General features: G+C 42.0%; 16 protein-coding genes, 4 tRNA genes and 1 riboswitch. Of the genes, 19 read left to right on the top strand and 1 reads right to left on the bottom strand.

Going from position 1 to position 17,282, the window contains the following annotated elements; genetic code table 11:
• The 13 genes from rpsR to B5771_RS17520 all read left to right on the top strand — a co-directional run bounded on the left by rpsR (position 1) and on the right by B5771_RS17520 (position 12,345).
• Complete coding sequence (rpsR, locus tag B5771_RS17460; RefSeq protein ID WP_014829502.1) at positions 1-231, top strand: 30S ribosomal protein S18; 231 nt, start codon at positions 1-3, stop codon at positions 229-231.
• Positions 232-375: 144 nt separating this feature from the next.
• On the top strand, positions 376-678 hold the full coding sequence (locus B5771_RS17465; protein WP_047809067.1) for a MazG-like family protein: 303 nt from the start codon (positions 376-378) through the stop codon (positions 676-678).
• Between the two features lie 22 nt (positions 679-700).
• Positions 701-1,630: a DUF2232 domain-containing protein gene (locus B5771_RS17470; RefSeq protein ID WP_088188683.1), complete on the top strand. Its 930-nt coding sequence runs from the start codon at positions 701-703 to the stop codon at positions 1,628-1,630.
• A 12-nt stretch (positions 1,631-1,642) separates the two neighbouring features.
• On the top strand, positions 1,643-2,089 hold the full coding sequence (gene rplI / locus B5771_RS17475; RefSeq protein ID WP_047808946.1) for a 50S ribosomal protein L9: 447 nt from the start codon (positions 1,643-1,645) through the stop codon (positions 2,087-2,089).
• A 120-nt stretch (positions 2,090-2,209) separates the two neighbouring features.
• The gene (lonC, locus tag B5771_RS17480) at positions 2,210-4,108 is read left to right on the top strand and encodes a Lon family ATP-dependent protease (RefSeq protein ID WP_088188684.1); all 1,899 of its coding nucleotides are present in this window, start codon (positions 2,210-2,212) and stop codon (positions 4,106-4,108) included.
• Between the two features lie 38 nt (positions 4,109-4,146).
• Positions 4,147-5,481: a replicative DNA helicase gene (gene dnaB / locus B5771_RS17485; RefSeq protein WP_088188685.1), complete on the top strand. Its 1,335-nt coding sequence runs from the start codon at positions 4,147-4,149 to the stop codon at positions 5,479-5,481.
• Between the two features lie 224 nt (positions 5,482-5,705).
• On the top strand, positions 5,706-7,118 hold the full coding sequence (locus B5771_RS17490) for an FAD-dependent protein (protein ID WP_047808943.1): 1,413 nt from the start codon (positions 5,706-5,708) through the stop codon (positions 7,116-7,118).
• Positions 7,119-7,288: 170 nt separating this feature from the next.
• Positions 7,289-8,584 (top strand): adenylosuccinate lyase, encoded by a 1,296-nt coding sequence (gene purB, locus B5771_RS17495; RefSeq protein ID WP_088188686.1) that lies wholly within the window; start codon positions 7,289-7,291, stop codon positions 8,582-8,584.
• 64 nt (positions 8,585-8,648) lie between these two features.
• The gene (locus tag B5771_RS17500) at positions 8,649-9,932 is read left to right on the top strand and encodes an adenylosuccinate synthase (RefSeq protein WP_088188687.1); all 1,284 of its coding nucleotides are present in this window, start codon (positions 8,649-8,651) and stop codon (positions 9,930-9,932) included.
• A 72-nt stretch (positions 9,933-10,004) separates the two neighbouring features.
• A tRNA-Lys gene (locus B5771_RS17505) sits at positions 10,005-10,080 on the top strand.
• Between the two features lie 97 nt (positions 10,081-10,177).
• Positions 10,178-10,259: riboswitch (cyclic di-GMP riboswitch) on the top strand.
• Between the two features lie 81 nt (positions 10,260-10,340).
• Complete coding sequence (locus tag B5771_RS17510; protein ID WP_088188688.1) at positions 10,341-12,110, top strand: methyl-accepting chemotaxis protein; 1,770 nt, start codon at positions 10,341-10,343, stop codon at positions 12,108-12,110.
• Positions 12,111-12,187: 77 nt separating this feature from the next.
• Positions 12,188-12,263 (top strand) — tRNA-Glu (locus B5771_RS17515).
• A 6-nt stretch (positions 12,264-12,269) separates the two neighbouring features.
• A tRNA-Phe gene (locus tag B5771_RS17520) sits at positions 12,270-12,345 on the top strand.
• Positions 12,346-12,568: 223 nt separating this feature from the next.
• Here the strand turns inward: B5771_RS17520 and B5771_RS17525 are convergent.
• Positions 12,569-12,643: transfer RNA gene (locus B5771_RS17525), tRNA-Gly, on the bottom strand.
• Between the two features lie 222 nt (positions 12,644-12,865).
• Here B5771_RS17525 and B5771_RS17530 point away from each other — a divergent pair.
• The 6 genes from B5771_RS17530 to scfB all read left to right on the top strand — a co-directional run bounded on the left by B5771_RS17530 (position 12,866) and on the right by scfB (position 17,278).
• The gene (locus B5771_RS17530) at positions 12,866-13,255 is read left to right on the top strand and encodes a hypothetical protein (RefSeq protein ID WP_088188689.1); all 390 of its coding nucleotides are present in this window, start codon (positions 12,866-12,868) and stop codon (positions 13,253-13,255) included.
• A gap of 265 nt (positions 13,256-13,520) precedes the next feature.
• Entirely contained in the window at positions 13,521-14,537 is a 1,017-nt protein-coding gene (locus B5771_RS17535; protein WP_088188690.1) for a metallophosphoesterase, read from the top strand.
• A gap of 143 nt (positions 14,538-14,680) precedes the next feature.
• Entirely contained in the window at positions 14,681-15,130 is a 450-nt protein-coding gene (locus B5771_RS17540) for a MarR family transcriptional regulator (protein ID WP_053006284.1), read from the top strand.
• A gap of 69 nt (positions 15,131-15,199) precedes the next feature.
• Positions 15,200-15,412 carry an aspartyl-phosphate phosphatase Spo0E family protein gene (locus B5771_RS17545; RefSeq protein WP_242966875.1) on the top strand — a complete coding sequence of 71 codons (213 nt, stop codon included), beginning with the start codon at positions 15,200-15,202 and terminating at the stop codon, positions 15,410-15,412.
• Positions 15,413-15,569: 157 nt separating this feature from the next.
• A complete protein-coding gene (gene scfA / locus B5771_RS17550) occupies positions 15,570-15,710 on the top strand; it encodes a six-cysteine ranthipeptide SCIFF (protein ID WP_083995903.1) in 141 nt (46 codons plus the stop codon).
• Positions 15,711-15,811: 101 nt separating this feature from the next.
• Complete coding sequence (gene scfB / locus B5771_RS17555; RefSeq protein ID WP_088188691.1) at positions 15,812-17,278, top strand: thioether cross-link-forming SCIFF peptide maturase; 1,467 nt, start codon at positions 15,812-15,814, stop codon at positions 17,276-17,278.
• Positions 17,279-17,282: the final 4 nt, after the last annotated feature.

Consider the following 17,282-nt stretch of genomic DNA (forward strand, 5'->3'; position numbering starts at 1 on the left):
ATGAAACGTGAACGTGGACGACGCCCTCGGAAACGGGTGTGCAGTTTTTGTGTTGATAAAGTAGAATCTATGGATTACAAAGAGACACATAAACTTCGTAAGTATATTACGGAACGCGGTAAAATTTTACCTCGTCGAATTTCAGGGAACTGCGCCATGCATCAGCGCCAAGTGACCTTGGCCATTAAACGTGCTCGTAGCATTGCCTTATTACCGTATAGTGTAGAGTAGAAAGAGGGAGCGAGAGCTCCCTTTTTGATTTAATAGGTTTCTTTGGGAGTATTTTCATAGGGAAACGGGGAAGGAAATTAACAGAGTTATCACGAATTGTATTTTGAAGAAATCCAGCTTGAGGAGGGAGCGGTCCTGGAAAATATGGAAGTAGATGTTGTAAAGGGCTTAAGGGCTATCGAAGAACTCAAAGTAGGATTAATTCAGGCCCAGTGGCAAATTCAACACGGGACGCTAAGTGGATCTGAAACTGAGATGCTTCAAGGTCTGGCAGATTTGGTAGGAATGAGCTATCTAATGGCCAGAAGGTTAGGCTTTGATTTTTCCCGTCTGGACCGTGTGCTTTTACAACGTCTTGAGGATATAAAAAATGCGGACGAAATGAATCTTGAAAAGCAGTGGGGAGATTTAAGCTTACTTTTAAGTTATCTTGCACCTGAGGACTAAGTTAATAGGAGAATCAGAGGATATGTATTTACGCGATGAAGTGGCTGTTAGCTATATAGCAGAAGCCATTCTCTTATCCTTTCCTTTGCTGGGAGTTGTATGGGGTACGTGGGGGTTTTTTTGGACCGTACTCATACTGTTAGCTGTGTTTTTAGTTGGATTGCGCAAAGGGTTGCTGATTGCCTCGACTCTAACCGTGATCGGTTTTATTGTCCCATTGGTCAGCATCGGATTTCCTGCTCTGAGTCAAGTAAGTTTTGTTCCTTTGGCGGGTTTACTCGGAGTCTTTGGCTGGCAAAAATGGCCGGTTCGGGTAACGTTCTTTTGGAGTGCCGCATTGGCATCGATTCTAGGCGTAATACCCGCTCTTTTATTTGTTGGACAAGGAATTGATCCTAAGTCAGTAACGGAAATAATTAATTCCATGGTTCAACAATATCAGGCTTCCGGTTTGCTGTCTGCGATGCAGCAACAGGGAATTACAGAAATTCAGCTTCGTCAGTTAATGCAAGAGGGTATTCAGTTTTATATATTGATTCTCCCGAGTTTTGTTGTGTTGAACGCTTTGCTTGAGTATGCTTTTGTCTTTTACTTTTTTAGACGTTGGCTGAACTCGAAAGGACGTATGCCCTTCACCCATTGGCGGCTGCCCTGGTATGCGGTTTGGGGGGCTGTTCTGGGTATAGCATTTTATCTTTTAGGGGATCAGTATTCCTGGATAACTCTTCGTGCCTTGGGAATAAATTTAATGGTTATTTATGGGGCTGTGACGTTAATTCTTGGTATTGCAGTTTATTCATATTTGCTTCAATCGCCTAAAATACCGCGATTTCTAAAATGGATTTTGATAGTGGCAAGTCTTGTTTATTTCTTTTTTAGTGTTTCCAGCATTATATTATTGGGGCTTTTTGATTTAGTTTTCAACTTTCGTCGTCTACCCGAGGAATCATAAGGGGGAATTCAAATGAAGGTTATTCTTCAAGCAGATGTTAAAGGGACAGGTAAAAAAGGACAGGTTTGTGAAGTAGCTGACGGATACGCTCGGAACTTTCTGTTCCCTAAAAAATTAGCCGTAGAGGCAACTACAGGAAATATCCAGGATATTTCTCATAAGAAAGCTGCAGAAGAGCGTCGAAAAGCTAAGGAAAAAGAGGATGCCATTGTTTTAGGAAACAAACTTAATGACCTTCAGGTTGATGTTAAGATTAGGACTGGTGAGGGCGGACGAATATTTGGCTCCGTAACCAGTAAAGAGATTGCAGAAGGTTTAAAAAAACAACATGGTATTGAAATCGATAAACGGAAACTTGAATTAAAAGAACCTATCAAAGCCTTAGGAACTTATGAAATTTCGGTAAAAGTCCATCCTGATGTAACAGCCAAACTTCGTGTCTATGTTTCGGCAATTTAAGTTTGGTATGGCAAAAATAGTATTATAGATAGAGGGCCGAGTACTTCCGGCATTGCAGCATAATTAAAGACGCCAATGGCTATTATTGGCGAAGTTTGATCTCGTGAAAGGGGACCCCTAATGAAAGGGATTTTGACAAAATGGCTGAATCATACGAATTTTGGAGATCGGTTGCTTGATGAGGAAGAATGGGGCCAAGAAGTTGAGGCTCTTTATAGTCTAATTTCAAATTATTATGGAACAGATAAATTGGTCCTGAAGGCCACTAAATTAGAGGCCTTAGCCTTGATGCGTTCGCATAATCTAATTGAACGAGTCGCAGGGCTGCGAAAAATTGTGATGGATGATCCAACAGGTTATAAACTTCCGCAAAAAGAGGAGATCCCTAAACTATTAGAGGATATCGAAGACAAAATTGCGGAACTAATTGCTAAGCGTTCCATTGAAGATCGTTTAGAACAGATTGTCTCGGAAAAGATTCAAGAACGTCATGAAGATTATGTTAAAGAAATAAAGATCCAAGTTCTTCAGGAAACGGCAGGTCCTGAAAATGCCCAAACTCTTAAAAAGTTAGCAATTATCGAAAAGATGAATACAATTTCTCTCAATCGTTCGGCTGCAGAGGTACTTCGTCCTCAAACCATCGAGGAAATTATTGGTCAAGAGGGCGCTGTTCAAGCTCTTTTGGCGAAGCTGGCAACGCCTTTTCCTCAGCATATTCTAATTTATGGTCCTCCGGGAGTTGGCAAGACCTCTGCTGCTCGCGTTGCCCTGGAAACAGTTAAGAATCACTCTAATGCTCCCTTTGCTAAAGAAGCTCCATTTATTGAAGTTGATGGAACAACGTTGCGCTGGGACCCTAGAGATGTAACAAATCCCCTTATGGGATCTGTCCATGATCCTATCTACCAGGGTTCAAAACGTGATTTGGCGGACACAGGAGTACCGGAACCCAAAATGGGTTTGGTAAGTGATGCTCATGGGGGTATTCTCTTTATTGATGAAATAGGAGAAATGGATTCTTTGCTTTTAAATAAATTGCTTAAGGTTCTTGAAGATAAGCGTGTTACGTTTGATTCTTCTTATTATGATCCAAGTGATCCAATGGTACCTCAATGGATTAAAAAACTTTTCGATGAGGGGGCACCGGCGGATTTTGTACTCATAGGAGCAACCACACGTGATCCTAGGGAGCTAAATCCTGCCTTGCGTTCTCGTTGCTCTGAAGTTTTCTTCGTTCCCCTGGAACCTAAAGATGTTCAGCATATTGTCCGGCAAGCGTCTCAAAAATTGGATGTTGTTCTCGAAGACAATGTCCCTGAGATTATTAGTGAATATGTTATCGAGGGAAGAAAAGCGACAAGTATTCTTATGGATGCTTATGGCTTAGCAAGGTTTCGAAGTACAGATGGAGACACTGTTAAGATTACTTGTGCCGATGTTCAGGAAGTCTTGCATTCGGCTAGGCTTACTCCCTATGTTTTTCGTAAAGGTCGGACTGATTTTGAGATTGGTCGCATTTTGGGGCTCGGAGTTGCTGGATTTTTAGGTTCAGTTTTAGAAATTGAAGCAATAATCTTTAAAACTCTGGATGACAAGGGGACTGTACGTTTTAATGAAACTGCTGGAAGTATGGCAAGAGATGCTTTCTTTAATGCAACCTCAGTAATTCGTGAACTGACTGGAGAAAATCTTCACAATTACGATGTTCATGTTAATGTTGTAGGCGGAGCTAATATTGATGGGCCGTCAGCGGGATTAGCTACAACTTTGGCAATATACAGTGCCTTAAAACAACTGCCCATACGTCAGGATGTTGCCGTAACTGGGGAAATTTCCATACAAGGCAACGTTAAACCTGTTGGTGGTATTTATGAAAAGATTTTTGGGGCTAAGCAGGCTAGTCTTCAAAAAGTCCTCATCCCTCTGGAGAATATGGCTGATGTCCCTCAGAGCTTGCGCGGGATTGAAGTTGTAGGGGTTAGTACGATTGAAGAAGCCATAAAGCATGTCTTTTAAGCACTAATGACTGTGAGTGACTGGGAGGAGAAGTAGATATGGAACTATTAAAAGTTCCACCTCAAAACTTAGAAGCTGAACAGGCAGTCTTAGGGGCTATGATGCTTGAACCTGAGTCTGCCAGTTCTATTTTTGAATTTCTTCAGGCCGAAGATTTTTATCGAGATAATCATCGCTTAATTTTCTCAGCCATTCGGGAACTTTTTGAAAAAGGAGATCCTATCGATCTTGTCAGTGTAGCAGAAATTCTGCGCCAACAGGGTCATTTAGAGCAGGTTGGCGGGATTGCTACAATTTCGGAAATTGCTCGTTCAGTGCCTTCAGCGGCAAATGTAGATTATTATTCGAAAATTGTCAGTGAAAAAGCGCTTTTGCGTCAGCTTATTCAGGTAACCAGCAGTATTTTTGAACGCGGCTATGAACCTGGCGAAGAAGCAAAAACTCTTCTCGAAGATGCAGAAAAGCTAATTCTTGATCTTTCACGCCGACGGGTCAAAGACGGGTTTAGCGTTATTCGCGATATTCTCTTAGGTACTTTCGAAAAGATTGAATATCTATATGCTAATAAAGGTAATTTAACTGGGATTCCAACTTTTTTTACGGAATTAGATCGCATGACCTCAGGATGGCAGCCGTCGGATCTTGTGATTATTGCTGCCCGTCCGTCCATGGGAAAAACGGCTTTGGTTTTAAATATGGCTCAAAACGCGGCCGTCAGAGCCAACGTTCCGGTGGCTATTTTTAGTTTAGAAATGTCCAAAGAACAATTAGTGCAACGGATGCTCTGTGGAGAGGCAATGGTTGATCAGCAGCGAGTTAGAACCGGTGATTTATTGGATGCGGATTGGCCGAAACTGACAAGAGCTGTGGGGCCGTTGTCCGAGGCGCCTATATTTATCGATGATACCGTTGGTATTTCTTTAGCGGAATTACGCTCCAAGGCCCGTCGCTTAAAAACAGAACATGATTTAGGTATAGTTATTATTGATTACTTACAATTGTTAACTGTGGGAAAAAGAACCGAAAGCCGTCAACAAGAAGTCGCTCAGATCTCAAGATCTCTTAAAGGGCTTGCCCGCGAACTAAAAGTGCCGGTAATTGCCTTATCTCAGTTGAATCGAGGAGTAGAACAACGTCAAGATAAACGCCCGCTAATGTCGGACTTATTGGAATCAGGTGCCATTGAAGCTGATGCAGATGTTATTTCCTTTATCTATAGAGATGAGTACTATAATCAGGAATCGGAAAAAAAAGGAATTGCCGAGTTAATTATAGCAAAACATCGTAATGGTCCCGTTGGAACAGTAGAACTAGGTTTTCTCAAAGAGTTTACGAAATTTGTGAATCTCGATCGTCAACACCAAGTGCAATGATAACTTCCTCACCCTGTTTGTTTTTGAAACGAACAGGGATTGTTTTTTTTTCTTAAGACCCCCACTTCAAATTATTGTAACGGCTTATCGAATGTTAATCATGTATTCTTGATGAATGTTCGGTAATTCCATTGACAATGGGAAGGAGGATTGTTAAGATGAGAGTGTTTGCGATAAGAAGTTTCTTCTTTAAGCAAACGCAAATCTCTCTCGGAGGGGATACCTTGAAACATGAAGTTGATGTCTTAATTATCGGAGCAGGGCCTGCTGGAATATTTACGGCTTTAGAGCTATCAAAGCATAATAAAAACCTGAAAATTCTGATTGTAGATAGCGGTCGAACAATAGAAAAAAGAAAATGTCCAGCTCGAACGACAGGTGTTTGTGCAGGGTGTAACCCTTGTGCCATCACGAGAGGATGGTCCGGGGCCGGAGCGTTCAGCGATGGGAAATTGTCCCTAAGTCCTGCTGTGGGCGGCCGTTTGACAGAATATATGAAGGATGATCAAGCACAGGCCCTTATAGACTACGCAGACTCAATTTACCGACAATTTGGGGCTCAGGAAACTGTTTATGGTTTAGATACTCGCCGGGTTGAGGAGATTCAGTATGATGCATCCCGCCATAATATTCAGTTAATCCATTGTCCTGTACGTCATTTAGGAACGGAGTTAGCCTATGAAGTTTTAAAGGGCATGTATCAACATTTAATGACTGAGACGAATACTGCCTTTTGGGAACTTGCTGAAGTCAAGGATATCCTGGCTGATCCTGTCGGAGCCCAAGGAGCAATCATACAGCGTCGTGATCAAGCTGAGCTTGATGAAGTAAGGGCTAGATATGTTGTTGCAGCTCCCGGCCGTGGGGGGGCAAATTGGCTTGCGGCACAAACGGTTCGCTTAGGAGTTATTACCGAAAATAATGAGGTCGATATCGGAGTTCGTGTGGAAGTTCCCAATTCTGTTATGGATCATTTAACTAAAGAACTATATGAAGCTAAGCTGGTTTATTATTCAGACACCTATGATCTTAAAACCCGGAGCTTTTGTGTTAATCCCGGAGGAGTAGTATCCGAAGAACACTATGACGGAGGAATTGCTGTTGTAAACGGTCATAGTTACGCTGATGCGGCAAAAAAGACCAAAAACACCAATTTCGCCTTGTTAGTTTCCACTCATTTTACCGAACCCTTTAACCAGCCAATCGAATATGGACGGTATATTGCCAGATTAGCCAATATGTTGACAGGCGGGGGTGTCATGGTTCAGCGCTTAGGCGATCTTCTGCAAGGGAGAAGGACAACAGACAGTCGCCTTCGTAAGTCGACGACAGTTCCTACACTGGTGTCTGCAGTACCGGGAGATCTCAGTTATGTGTTTCCTGAGCGTTATCTTACGTCGTTAACAGAAACACTTAAGGCTTTTGATAAAATTGCTCCGGGAATGTATTCTAAGAACACCTTGCTCTATGGAGTTGAGGTAAAGTTCTATTCTTCAAAGGTAAAAGTAAAAAACAATTTTGAAACGGCCATTCCTCATTTGTATACGATTGGAGACGGAGCGGGAATTACACGTGGACTAATGCAGGCTTCCGCGACGGGAATTGTTGTAGCACGGGATATTGTATCTAAAGAATAAAATTATAGTTACAGGATTAGGACTACAGATGGGGTTAACCCATCTGTAGTTTCGCTGAGTAATCGGAACTCATGAGAATAGGCACGTCTGTCTAGCGTAAATGATAAGAAAGCTTATTACTCGGTAGTTAATGGACTAACGAAGAGTAATGGATTGGGGGCGCAAAGAAATTGCTGGATCGATACACACACCCCGAAATGGGAAAACTATGGAGAGACGGTTACGAATATGAGCGCTGGCTGGAAGTAGAACTTGCAGTTGCAGAAGTTATGACTGAACGGGGAGAAATTCCTCTTGAGGCGATGGAAGATATCAGACGTTCGGCGAAAGTAAATTCTCAGAGAGTTTTAGAAATCGAAGCTATAGTTAGGCACGATCTTATAGCCTTTTTACAAGCCGTTGTCGAGGAAATCGGAGAATCAGGAAAATACTTGCACCTCGGTTTAACCTCATCAGATGTGAAGGATACTGCCTTAAGTCTGGTCCTGCGAGATTCAGGGAAACTGCTCAAGAAGGACCTTCATGGTTTGAGAGACGCTTTGTCTCAAAGAGCTTTGGAAAGCAAATATACGGTCATGGTGGGTCGGACCCATGGGATTCACGCTGAACCTTTGACGTTTGGTTTAAAACTTGCCTTATGGATTGCCGAACTGGATCGTCAGGAGGAACGCTTGGATCAAGCAATATCATCGGTGAGCGTGGGCAAAATATCTGGGGCAGTCGGAACTTATGCAAATGTTTCCCCGGAAGTCGAAGGTGCAGTGTGTAAGCATTTAGGCCTAACGAGTGCTTTAGTCAGTAACCAGATATTACAGCGGGATCGGCATGCTCATTTTATGACTACCCTTGCCCTAATTGGCGGTTCATTGGAAAAGATAGCAACCGAAATTCGCAATCTGCAGCGAACAGATATCCTTGAGGTGCAGGAACCCTTTGCCGAGGGGCAGAAAGGCTCTTCAGCGATGCCTCATAAGCGCAATCCGATTGTCTGCGAACAGGTGAGCGGAATGGCAAGACTATTGAGGGGCAATGCCTTAGCGTCTATGGAGAACATAGCTCTCTGGCATGAAAGGGATATGACCCATAGTTCGGTGGAAAGAATAATTTTGCCGGACAGCTGCCTGCTCCTAGACCATATGCTCAGGCAAATGACCCGCATTATCTCCGGCTTGAAAATTCAAGAAGAACAGATGAAGCGAAATCTGCAGAAAACCTATGGCTTAACGTCGTCACAGCGCATTCTTTTGGCGTTAGTGGAACATGGATGTATGCGGGAAGAAGCTTATGCCTGGGTTCAGCAGGATGCGTTTCAAGCCTGGGATCAAGGAAAGGATTTTATCGAGGTTGTTGCTAAAGATACGCGAATAGGCAATTATTTAACGGAAAAGGATTTGCGCAGTCTTTTTGATTTGGGCTATCATCTCCAACATGTTGATGATATTTTTAAACGGTTGGGTTTAGAGTAGAATGTTTTGATCTGGGAACTTTAGTTAAAAGGGATGTTAGATTGAAAGACGGGGGGAATTATTGATGGCTGGAGTTATATTAATTGGATCTCAATGGGGAGACGAAGGAAAAGGTAAGATCACAGATTTCCTGGCGGAAAAGGCGAATATGGTTGTTAGATACCAGGGCGGCAATAACGCAGGACACACCGTTGTTGCTGATGGAGAGGAATTTAAGCTGCACCTTATCCCCTCCGGAATCCTCTATCAAGATAAGACTTGTGTTATTGGCAATGGCGTAGTCATTGATCCTAAAGTTTTATTGGAAGAACTTAGTTATTTAGAAAAGCGAGGAATTAAAACCGGGAAGCTCCTAATTAGCAGCAATGCTCACGTAATTATGCCTTACCACCTGGTATTAGACGGCCTGGAAGAAGAGGCCCGCGGGGACCATAAAATTGGAACAACGAAACGAGGAATCGGTCCTGCTTATATGGATAAGGCCTCACGAGTCGGAATCCGGGTGATTGATCTTCTTGACAAAGAAGAGTTTGCTGAGAAATTACGTCGAAATTTAGAAGAAAAGAATAATCTTTTTGTTAAAGTTTATGGTAAGGCAGCCATGAAATTTGAAGATATCTATGACACTTACTTAGGATATGCTGAGCAGCTTCGCCCGATGGTCACAGATAGTTCATTAGCCATAGACGAATGCCTCAAAGGTGGGGAAAAAGTGCTTTTTGAAGGTGCTCAAGGTACTTTACTGGACATAGATCATGGAACATATCCCTTTGTAACCTCATCCAATCCGATCGCCGGGGGAGCCTGTGTCGGCGCAGGAGTTGGGCCAACGCGCATTGATCATGTTGTTGGGGTTGTTAAAGCCTATACCACACGTGTTGGGGAAGGCCCCTTCCCTACAGAACTTCTCGATGAGATAGGAGAAGAAATGCGGGCTAATGGACACGAATTCGGAACGACAACTGGCCGTCCCCGCCGTTGCGGCTGGTTTGATGCTTTGATTGCTCGCTATGCAGCACGTGTCAGCGGGATTTCAGATTTTGCAGTCACAAAACTTGATGTTCTTACAGGATTAAAAACCCTAAAAATTTGTGTTGGCTATCGGGTCAATGATGAAGTTATCTACGAATTTCCTCAAAGTCAAAAGATCTTTAAACTATGTCAACCAGTGTATGAAGAACTGCCGGGATGGCAGGAAGATCTGACCCAGGTTCGCCGCTTTGAAGACCTGCCTCAAGCCGCCCAACACTACATTAAGCGGATTGAAGAATTAACAGGTGTTACGGCAACGTTAATTGCGGTTGGCCCAGGCCGGGAACAAACTATTGTACGGGGATCAATATTTTAAATAATAAGAGTTTGTTGTAAAAAATTGAATCTTGACACATTTGCAACTTTCCTGTAAGATTTAGACCGGTAAGAGCCATTAGCTCAGTCGGTAGAGCACCTGACTTTTAATCAGGGTGTCCCGCGTTCGAGTCGCGGATGGCTCACCATCCTTCTTTGGAAACCCATGGGGTGTTTTGAACGAAAAGGCGGGTTAACTGGATTAGCATAGTGAAACCTGGATTTACATAATGAAACATAGAGATCATTTGAAAAAGGCAAACCCAGTGAGAACTGGGGACGCAAAGCTACGGGTCTTCCATATAAGGATGATGGCCGAGTTACCAAATAAGACTCAGTCGCTGTCCCCTGCGGACGGCGATTTTGTTTTAAGTAAATCAATCTATTTCAGAAGGGAAGGGTATCAAGGTTGAAAAAAATTAAATATCGGATTCTACTGCTCTTATTGATCACTACCTTAATTATGGCTTTAATTCTCGGTGGGTATAATATTTATACTACTATTACATCAGAACAAGCTAATATAGCTCAATATCAAACAACGTTGTATGAACAATTCGACAGACAAATCAAGTTGGAAGTTCAAACTGCTTATAGTCTAGTTCAAAATGTTTATAATCGTCAGCAAAAAGGAGAATTGACACCTGAGCAAGCCAAAACCATGGCGGCTGATTTAGTTAGGAACCTTCGCTATGACCAAGAAAATTATTTCTGGATTGATACAACAGAAGGGGTCAATGTTGTCCTGCTTGGCAGAACTGCCAATGAAGGCAAATCACGTCTTAATGCTCAAGACTCTCATGGTAAATATTACGTTAAAGATTTTATTTCTAATGGATTGAAACCCGACGGCGGTTATACAGACTATACGTTCGCTAAACCGAATCAGACGGTACTTCTGCCCAAAAGAAGCTATACACTGCTTTTTAAGCCCTATAACTGGGTTATTGGGACAGGCAACTGGGTTGATGATATGGATAAGCTTGTGGCAGTTAAACAGCAACAGGTTCTGAAGGCTGGACAGAAAAGTGTTATCTATACCATTTTGTCTCTGATCTTAGCATTTGGAGTTGCTTTAGTCTTGGGAACGCTTCTGAGTAATAAACTTTCGAAACAGATCAGGGACGTGGCGGATACCGCCGCAGAAATTGCCAAAGGGAATTTAAATATTAATAAACTAGAGATAGACACAGATGATGAACTAGGCCAATTAGGAAAAGCCTTTAATACTATGACAGATAACCTAAGACAGCTGGTTCAGCAAGTATCATCCTCGGCAGCACAGGTTGCTGCCTCATCAGAAGAACTTAGTGCGGGAGCTGATCAATCTGCTCAAGCATCCAGCCAAGTAGCTTCTTCCATCATGGAAGTTGCCAAAGGGGCCGAAAAACAGCTGAATGCTATGAATGAATCATCTGCTATTGTTGAGGAGATGTCAGCTGGGATTCAGCAAATGGTGGAAAATGCTAAGGTTGTCGTACAGTCTTCTGAAAAAACGGCCCTTTCTGCTTCAGAAGGCAGCGCGGCCATTGATAAAACGATTCAGCAAATGGCGACCATTGATCAAACTGTAACCGGTTCGGCAGAAGTGGTTATGACATTAGGAGAACGGTCCAAAGAGATTGGTCAAATCGTTGATACTATATCAGGGATTGCCGAACAAACGAATTTGCTTGCCCTGAATGCGGCCATTGAGGCAGCTCGTGCCGGGGATCAGGGCAGAGGTTTTGCTGTGGTAGCTGATGAGGTTCGTAAACTGGCTGAACAATCCCAAGTGGCATCACAACAGATTGCTTCATTAATCCATGAAATTCAGCAGGATACTCAGAAGGCTGTCTTATCAATTAATGAAGGAACACATCAGGTAAAACTGGGCACTGAGGTAGCTGAAACTGCGGGATCAGCCTTTAGCCAGATTTCCTCCTTAATTGTAGCCGTTTCGAAACAAGTCGAAGAAATTTCCGAAGAGATCCAACAAATGGCCTTGGGTAACGAACGAATAGTCGCCTCGGTTTCAGAAGTCTTTGAGACAAGCCGGAGTATTACGGATCAAACTCAGACCGTATCTGCAGCCACAGAGGAACAAACCGCCTCCGTTCAGGAAATCGCTTCCTCCAGTAAAGTTCTGTCTTCTATGGCTGATGAATTGCAAGCAGCTTTAAATAAGTTTAGTGTTTAACCTCCTTTTCTAAGAGTACTTGACACACGGCGAGCTTTCCTGTAAAATTCATATCTGTGAGCTAGGTTTTGAGAAGAGGCCCGTTGGTCAAGCGGTCTAAGACATCGCCCTTTCACGGCGGCTACACGGGTTCGAATCCCGTACGGGTCACCATAAAATGCCTCGGTAGCTCAGTCGGTAGAGCAGAGGACTGAAAATCCTCGTGTCGGCGGTTCGATTCCGTCCTGAGGCACCATTTACTGTTTATTATGACAATCTTATAAACGATATCACAAAAATGAGAGTTCTAATTCTTTCCTTTGGGAAAGAATTAGAACTCTTTTTATTTACTCGCTGAAGCCCCGATGGTCAGCCTTAGCTGAACGAGTTCACTGCTCGTTCTTATGGTGCGCAGTCAGGAAGATTTATAATTTAAAAATAATAAAGCCACTGCTTTATGCAGTGACTAATAAGCAATATGGAGCGGACGACGAGATTCGAACTCGCGATCCTCGGCTTGGGAAGCCAATGCTCTACCGCTGAGCCACGTCCGCTTAATAGATTACCAATTTGCGTTTGAACAATATATACTAGTTCATCCGACAAAGAAAATTATAAGCGTTATGATTAAATATGTCAACTTATTGTGAAAGAGAGTATCCGCGGCAGCGGATGAACAAATTAATGGGGGTTAAGTTTGACATCTTAAGACAAACCGTATAGAATTCATTATTAACTATCGAAATATAATAGAAATAATATTCGGGGTGATTTTAGTGGGTAAACTTCTTTCGCGAGTATTTGGTACTAAAAATGATAATCAAGATAGCAATCAAGATAGCAATCATGGTAAAAAAGATTCAGCAAAAATTAAAATACCATATACAAAAGAATTTCCCTATCTTCCGTCATATCACTGGGTACAAGCCTTTGAGTTCACTCCGGCGACCTCTGAGGAACCTTTGGCTAAGGCAAAATATCTTGTTCATAAATCAAAGGATACTGTAGTCTATGAGGCTTATAAAGCTATTTTAGTTGAAGATGGATGGACTATTATCGAGGAAACTAAAGTTATAAATTTTGTCGCTCAAAAAGACAACCATATTGCAAATATTTCCTTTTCTATTTCCGAAGAAAATGTTTTATTGACGATTTTGGCAAACTAAAACTAAAAGATAATATATACCGGGGGGGTGTCGTAAACTATTTTTTAAGTAGTAAATGACGCTCCCCATTTCTTTCGTTCCATGAATCACAACGCAGCGCTTTTAGCGTAAATTACGATGGAAGGATTAACAAAAAAAGGACATAGAATTGTGTCGATACTTGTGATATTATGGGCAATAAAAACAAGTTTTATAAAACGCATGACCAAACACCTACGCTTTAGTCATAATTAACAGAATAGTAGGAAAGTTAGGAGCTAAAACTATGCCAACAAGAAGGGATTTCTTGAAATGTTTGGCGGGGTTAGGAGTTGGAACATTACTATCTTGGAATGTTATGCTGCCGAAAGCAGCAATTTCAAAATCATTAGGAACTGAAGAATGGACTGATAATCAAAACACCAAATTATCGTTTGTTGTCGTCAGTGATATACACATTGGCCGCATGAACGCTATAAATCATTTCTCTGCCTTACTTGAGGATAATTTTAATTCCAAACCAGATGCAATGGTTGTTGTTGGTGATCTGGGGGATGGTGTACCATGGGATTATCGGCTGCTAAGCAGCGAACTCTCCAGGCATAAACTGGAAATTAATTACCCGATCTATTGGACAATTGGCAACCATGAATTTTACGGAAGTTTTTATCGAAATGGCCACTGGTCACCGAGAACATTTCCTAATAGAGAAACTGATGCTCAGGCGATCAATCGGTTTCTAACCTTTGCCAAGAGGGATAAAGTTTATGGAGATACTTGGATTAAAGACTATCATTTTATTTTTTTAGGAACTGAAAGATCCCGTATGAGTAATAGAAGATACATGGATTCGGCATATTTATCAGATGCTCAGCTAGATTGGCTCGAGAATACACTTAAGCTTGATCGAACACCTAATAAACCTGTTTTTGTCTTTCTCCATCAACCAATTCCCTATGCAACATTAGGAGGATTTCAGCGCGGTTATGTCTTACAGTGGCAAAGGCTGAACGATATTTTAGCGCAATACCCGGGGGTGATTCTATTTAATGGGCATACTCATTATAAAATTGACTATAATACTATGGTTAGTGAAGCAAATTATGCAATTGTCAACAGTTCATCCCTGGCCTATCCGATTGACAGAAACAGGCGACATATTTTAAAATCTGCTCCAGGCTTAGTTGTAGAGGTATATGCTGAAAAGGTAGTCATTAAAGGCAGAGAATATTTAAAGCCTGATTGGATAGAAGGAGCAGAAATTACTGTTGCTGAAAATACCACCCCCCCAAAGATCGTTTGATAAAGAATGACCAATGGACAGAAATTCAAGTCTCTTTGGAAGATGTACATGTTTCTTAGCCCCGGGGACGATTTCTTGACAAATATAAACGCATATTAGATAATTTACTAACTAATGAGATCGTTGAGATTAGGTGGTAAAAGGTGAAACTTGATAAAAATGAGGCTATTGTGGCGGAATTAGAGCGGACTATGGCCCAATTTAGGAGGTTTGGTGGTCAGATTAAATCTTCACATGCCATAAGACCTAGTGAATTCACATTGCTTCATACAATAATTCAGTGTACGGAACGTGATCCCAAAGGAATCAAAGTTTCAGACTTAAGTTTCCAATTGCAAATAACACCTGCTGGGGTTACTCATATTATTAATACCTTAGAAGAACGAGGATACATGGAACGCCTTGCTGACCCAACGGATCGGCGTGTTGTACTGGTAAGAGCTACGGAAAAAGGTAAAGAAATAGTTCAAGCAATGAGAATAGAACACTTTGATTTTTTAAAGGGTTTAACAAATTATCTTGGAGAGCATGACAGTAAGGAATTAATCCGCATTCTATCGGCAGCATTGAGCTATCTTAAAAATCGAGGATAATAATAGCGCTTGCTTTTTTAAACACAATATACTAAAATATACCAGTAAAGGAATTAACTAGGAAGTTAGTTGATTTTTTTTACGGTTTTATTGAAAAAAAGAGGTGCGATTGTCAAAATGGATGCCTTGATATCCTTAATTGAAGATGCTCGTAGAAAGCTAAATGATTCTGCTAAAAGTAAGAGCCTGACTGATCCGGAAATTGTTAATATGAGTCAATGTTTGGATAGGCTGCTCAATGAGTATTATTTAATGAAAGAATTAGGCAGTTTGGCTTCGTAGGACTCCCACTTCTATAAGTGGGAGTGGGTCCCTCGTACTCTGCTTCGGCGGGAGTAGAGTACAGCACCCCTTTCGCCAGAAGTTTTGCCTTTTCTCTTATCCATATGATATAATCAAAAATGGATTATTACCAATGATTCGAGAGGAGGGTGTTTGAATGGCAAAACACATTCAGACGGTTGTGAAAGCAAACCTAAGTGCTACGGTTAAAACTGGAGGTTGTGGAAATTGTCAAACCTCTTGCCAATCAGCATGCAAGACGTCTTGCACGGTTGGTAACCAAGTTTGTGTTAAATAATGTAGCTCTGAATTTGTACATGATCTCAGAACCCAATCCATTCCGGGCTGGGTTCTGTTCTATTTTTAACGATCTACTAAGAAGTGAGAGAGAGGACACCAATGCTGAATTTTAAGGAACTAGAAGGCTATAATTTTCAAAAGAATGTTCATTGCTTCCAACAGGGAGATTTATTGATCGGTTACGATGTTAATTCAGGTTCAATTCATCTGCTGGATGAGGAAACCTTTACGATTTTAAAAACTTTGGAGAGCCTGAACTCAACGGAGGGGCATCTTTCTCAGGAAGCTTTGGCAAGAGAGCTTAGATTAGCCGGGAACCTTTCCAATAACGAAACGGTCTCCGAAATTTTAGCAGAACTAGAAGAGCTTCGTCAGGAAGGGACATTGTTCTCCAGAGAACCGGAAAAGATTGCAGCGGTTTATCCTGAGAAACCCATTGTCAAAGCAATTTGCCTCCATGTTGCTCATGACTGTAACTTACGCTGTGAGTACTGCTTCGCCGGAACCGGGGCTTTTGGGGGCAGCAGAACCTTAATGGATTTGGAGACCGGTAAACGGGGAATCGACTTTGTTTTAGCAGCTTCAAGACATAGAAATCATTGTGAAGTGGATTTCTTCGGAGGAGAACCGCTGATAAATTTCGGTGTGGTCAAAGCCTTAGTCGACTATGGGAAAAAAGCAGCACGAGCTCAAAACAAAACCATTAAATTTACGTTAACGACCAATGGTGTCTTATTAAATGAAGAGGTTCAGAATTTCCTGGAGGAAGAGGAAATCAGTGTGGTGCTGAGTCTTGACGGACGACCGGAGATTCACGACCGAATGCGCCCTCATGCTGATGGCCGCGGAAGTTACGGGGAAGTTGTGCCAAGAATTCAACAATTTACTTCCCTGAGACCGAAAACGTCGCCCTATGCTATAGGTACCTATTATTACGTACGGGGTACGTATACCCATTTTAACTGTGACTTTGACCGTGATGTTTTACACATGGCGGATTTAGGAATTAGGCAAATTTCCGTTGAGCCTGTTGTAGCGGGGCCGCAAGATCCCTATGCTTTCCAAGAGGAAGATTTGACTAAAATCTATGAAGCCTATGATCGCTTGGGCGAGGAAATCCTTGAGCGGCAGGCTCAGGGACGAGGCTTTAATTTCTTTCACTTTAATGTTGCCCTTGATAAGGGACCCTGTCTGCCTAAAAGGTTGTCGGGTTGTGGAGCAGGTCACGAATATGTGGCTATTTCCCCTGAGGGTGATCTTTATCCTTGTCATCAATTTGTTGGGCAAGAGGCTTTTAAACTTGGTTCCCTTTATAATCAAGACCCCTTAGAGCTTAAAGCGGATTTAGTTCAGGAATTCCGGGCAGCGAATATATATGCTAAATCAGCCTGTCAAGATTGCTGGGCTCGTTTCTCCTGCAGCGGAGGATGTCATGCTGCTAACACAGCCTTTACTCAGAAACTGACCGAAGTATATGAACTTGGATGTCAATTACAAAGAAAACGTTTAGAAGTGGCTCTATACGTTAAGATTAAGGAAATCCAACAAAATCGAGATGAACTATAATTTT

The organism is Desulfosporosinus sp. FKA, assembly GCF_002196785.1.
GTDB lineage: Bacteria > Bacillota > Desulfitobacteriia > Desulfitobacteriales > Desulfitobacteriaceae > Desulfosporosinus > Desulfosporosinus acididurans.

Bases quoted from the DNA above. Each gene is read 5' to 3' on its own strand.
- B5771_RS17470 (WP_088188683.1), top strand. From the start codon at position 701: ATGTATTTACGCGATGAAGTGGCTGTTAGCTATATAGCAGAAGCCATT.
- B5771_RS17535 (WP_088188690.1), top strand. From the start codon at position 13,521: ATGCCAACAAGAAGGGATTTCTTGAAATGTTTGGCGGGGTTAGGAGTT.
- lonC (WP_088188684.1), top strand. From the start codon at position 2,210: ATGAAAGGGATTTTGACAAAATGGCTGAATCATACGAATTTTGGAGAT.
- scfA (WP_083995903.1), top strand. From the start codon at position 15,570: ATGGCAAAACACATTCAGACGGTTGTGAAAGCAAACCTAAGTGCTACG.
- rplI (WP_047808946.1), top strand. From the start codon at position 1,643: ATGAAGGTTATTCTTCAAGCAGATGTTAAAGGGACAGGTAAAAAAGGA.
- B5771_RS17500 (WP_088188687.1), top strand. From the start codon at position 8,649: ATGGCTGGAGTTATATTAATTGGATCTCAATGGGGAGACGAAGGAAAA.
- dnaB (WP_088188685.1), top strand. From the start codon at position 4,147: ATGGAACTATTAAAAGTTCCACCTCAAAACTTAGAAGCTGAACAGGCA.
- rpsR (WP_014829502.1), top strand. From the start codon at position 1: ATGAAACGTGAACGTGGACGACGCCCTCGGAAACGGGTGTGCAGTTTT.
- scfB (WP_088188691.1), top strand. From the start codon at position 15,812: ATGCTGAATTTTAAGGAACTAGAAGGCTATAATTTTCAAAAGAATGTT.
- B5771_RS17465 (WP_047809067.1), top strand. From the start codon at position 376: ATGGAAGTAGATGTTGTAAAGGGCTTAAGGGCTATCGAAGAACTCAAA.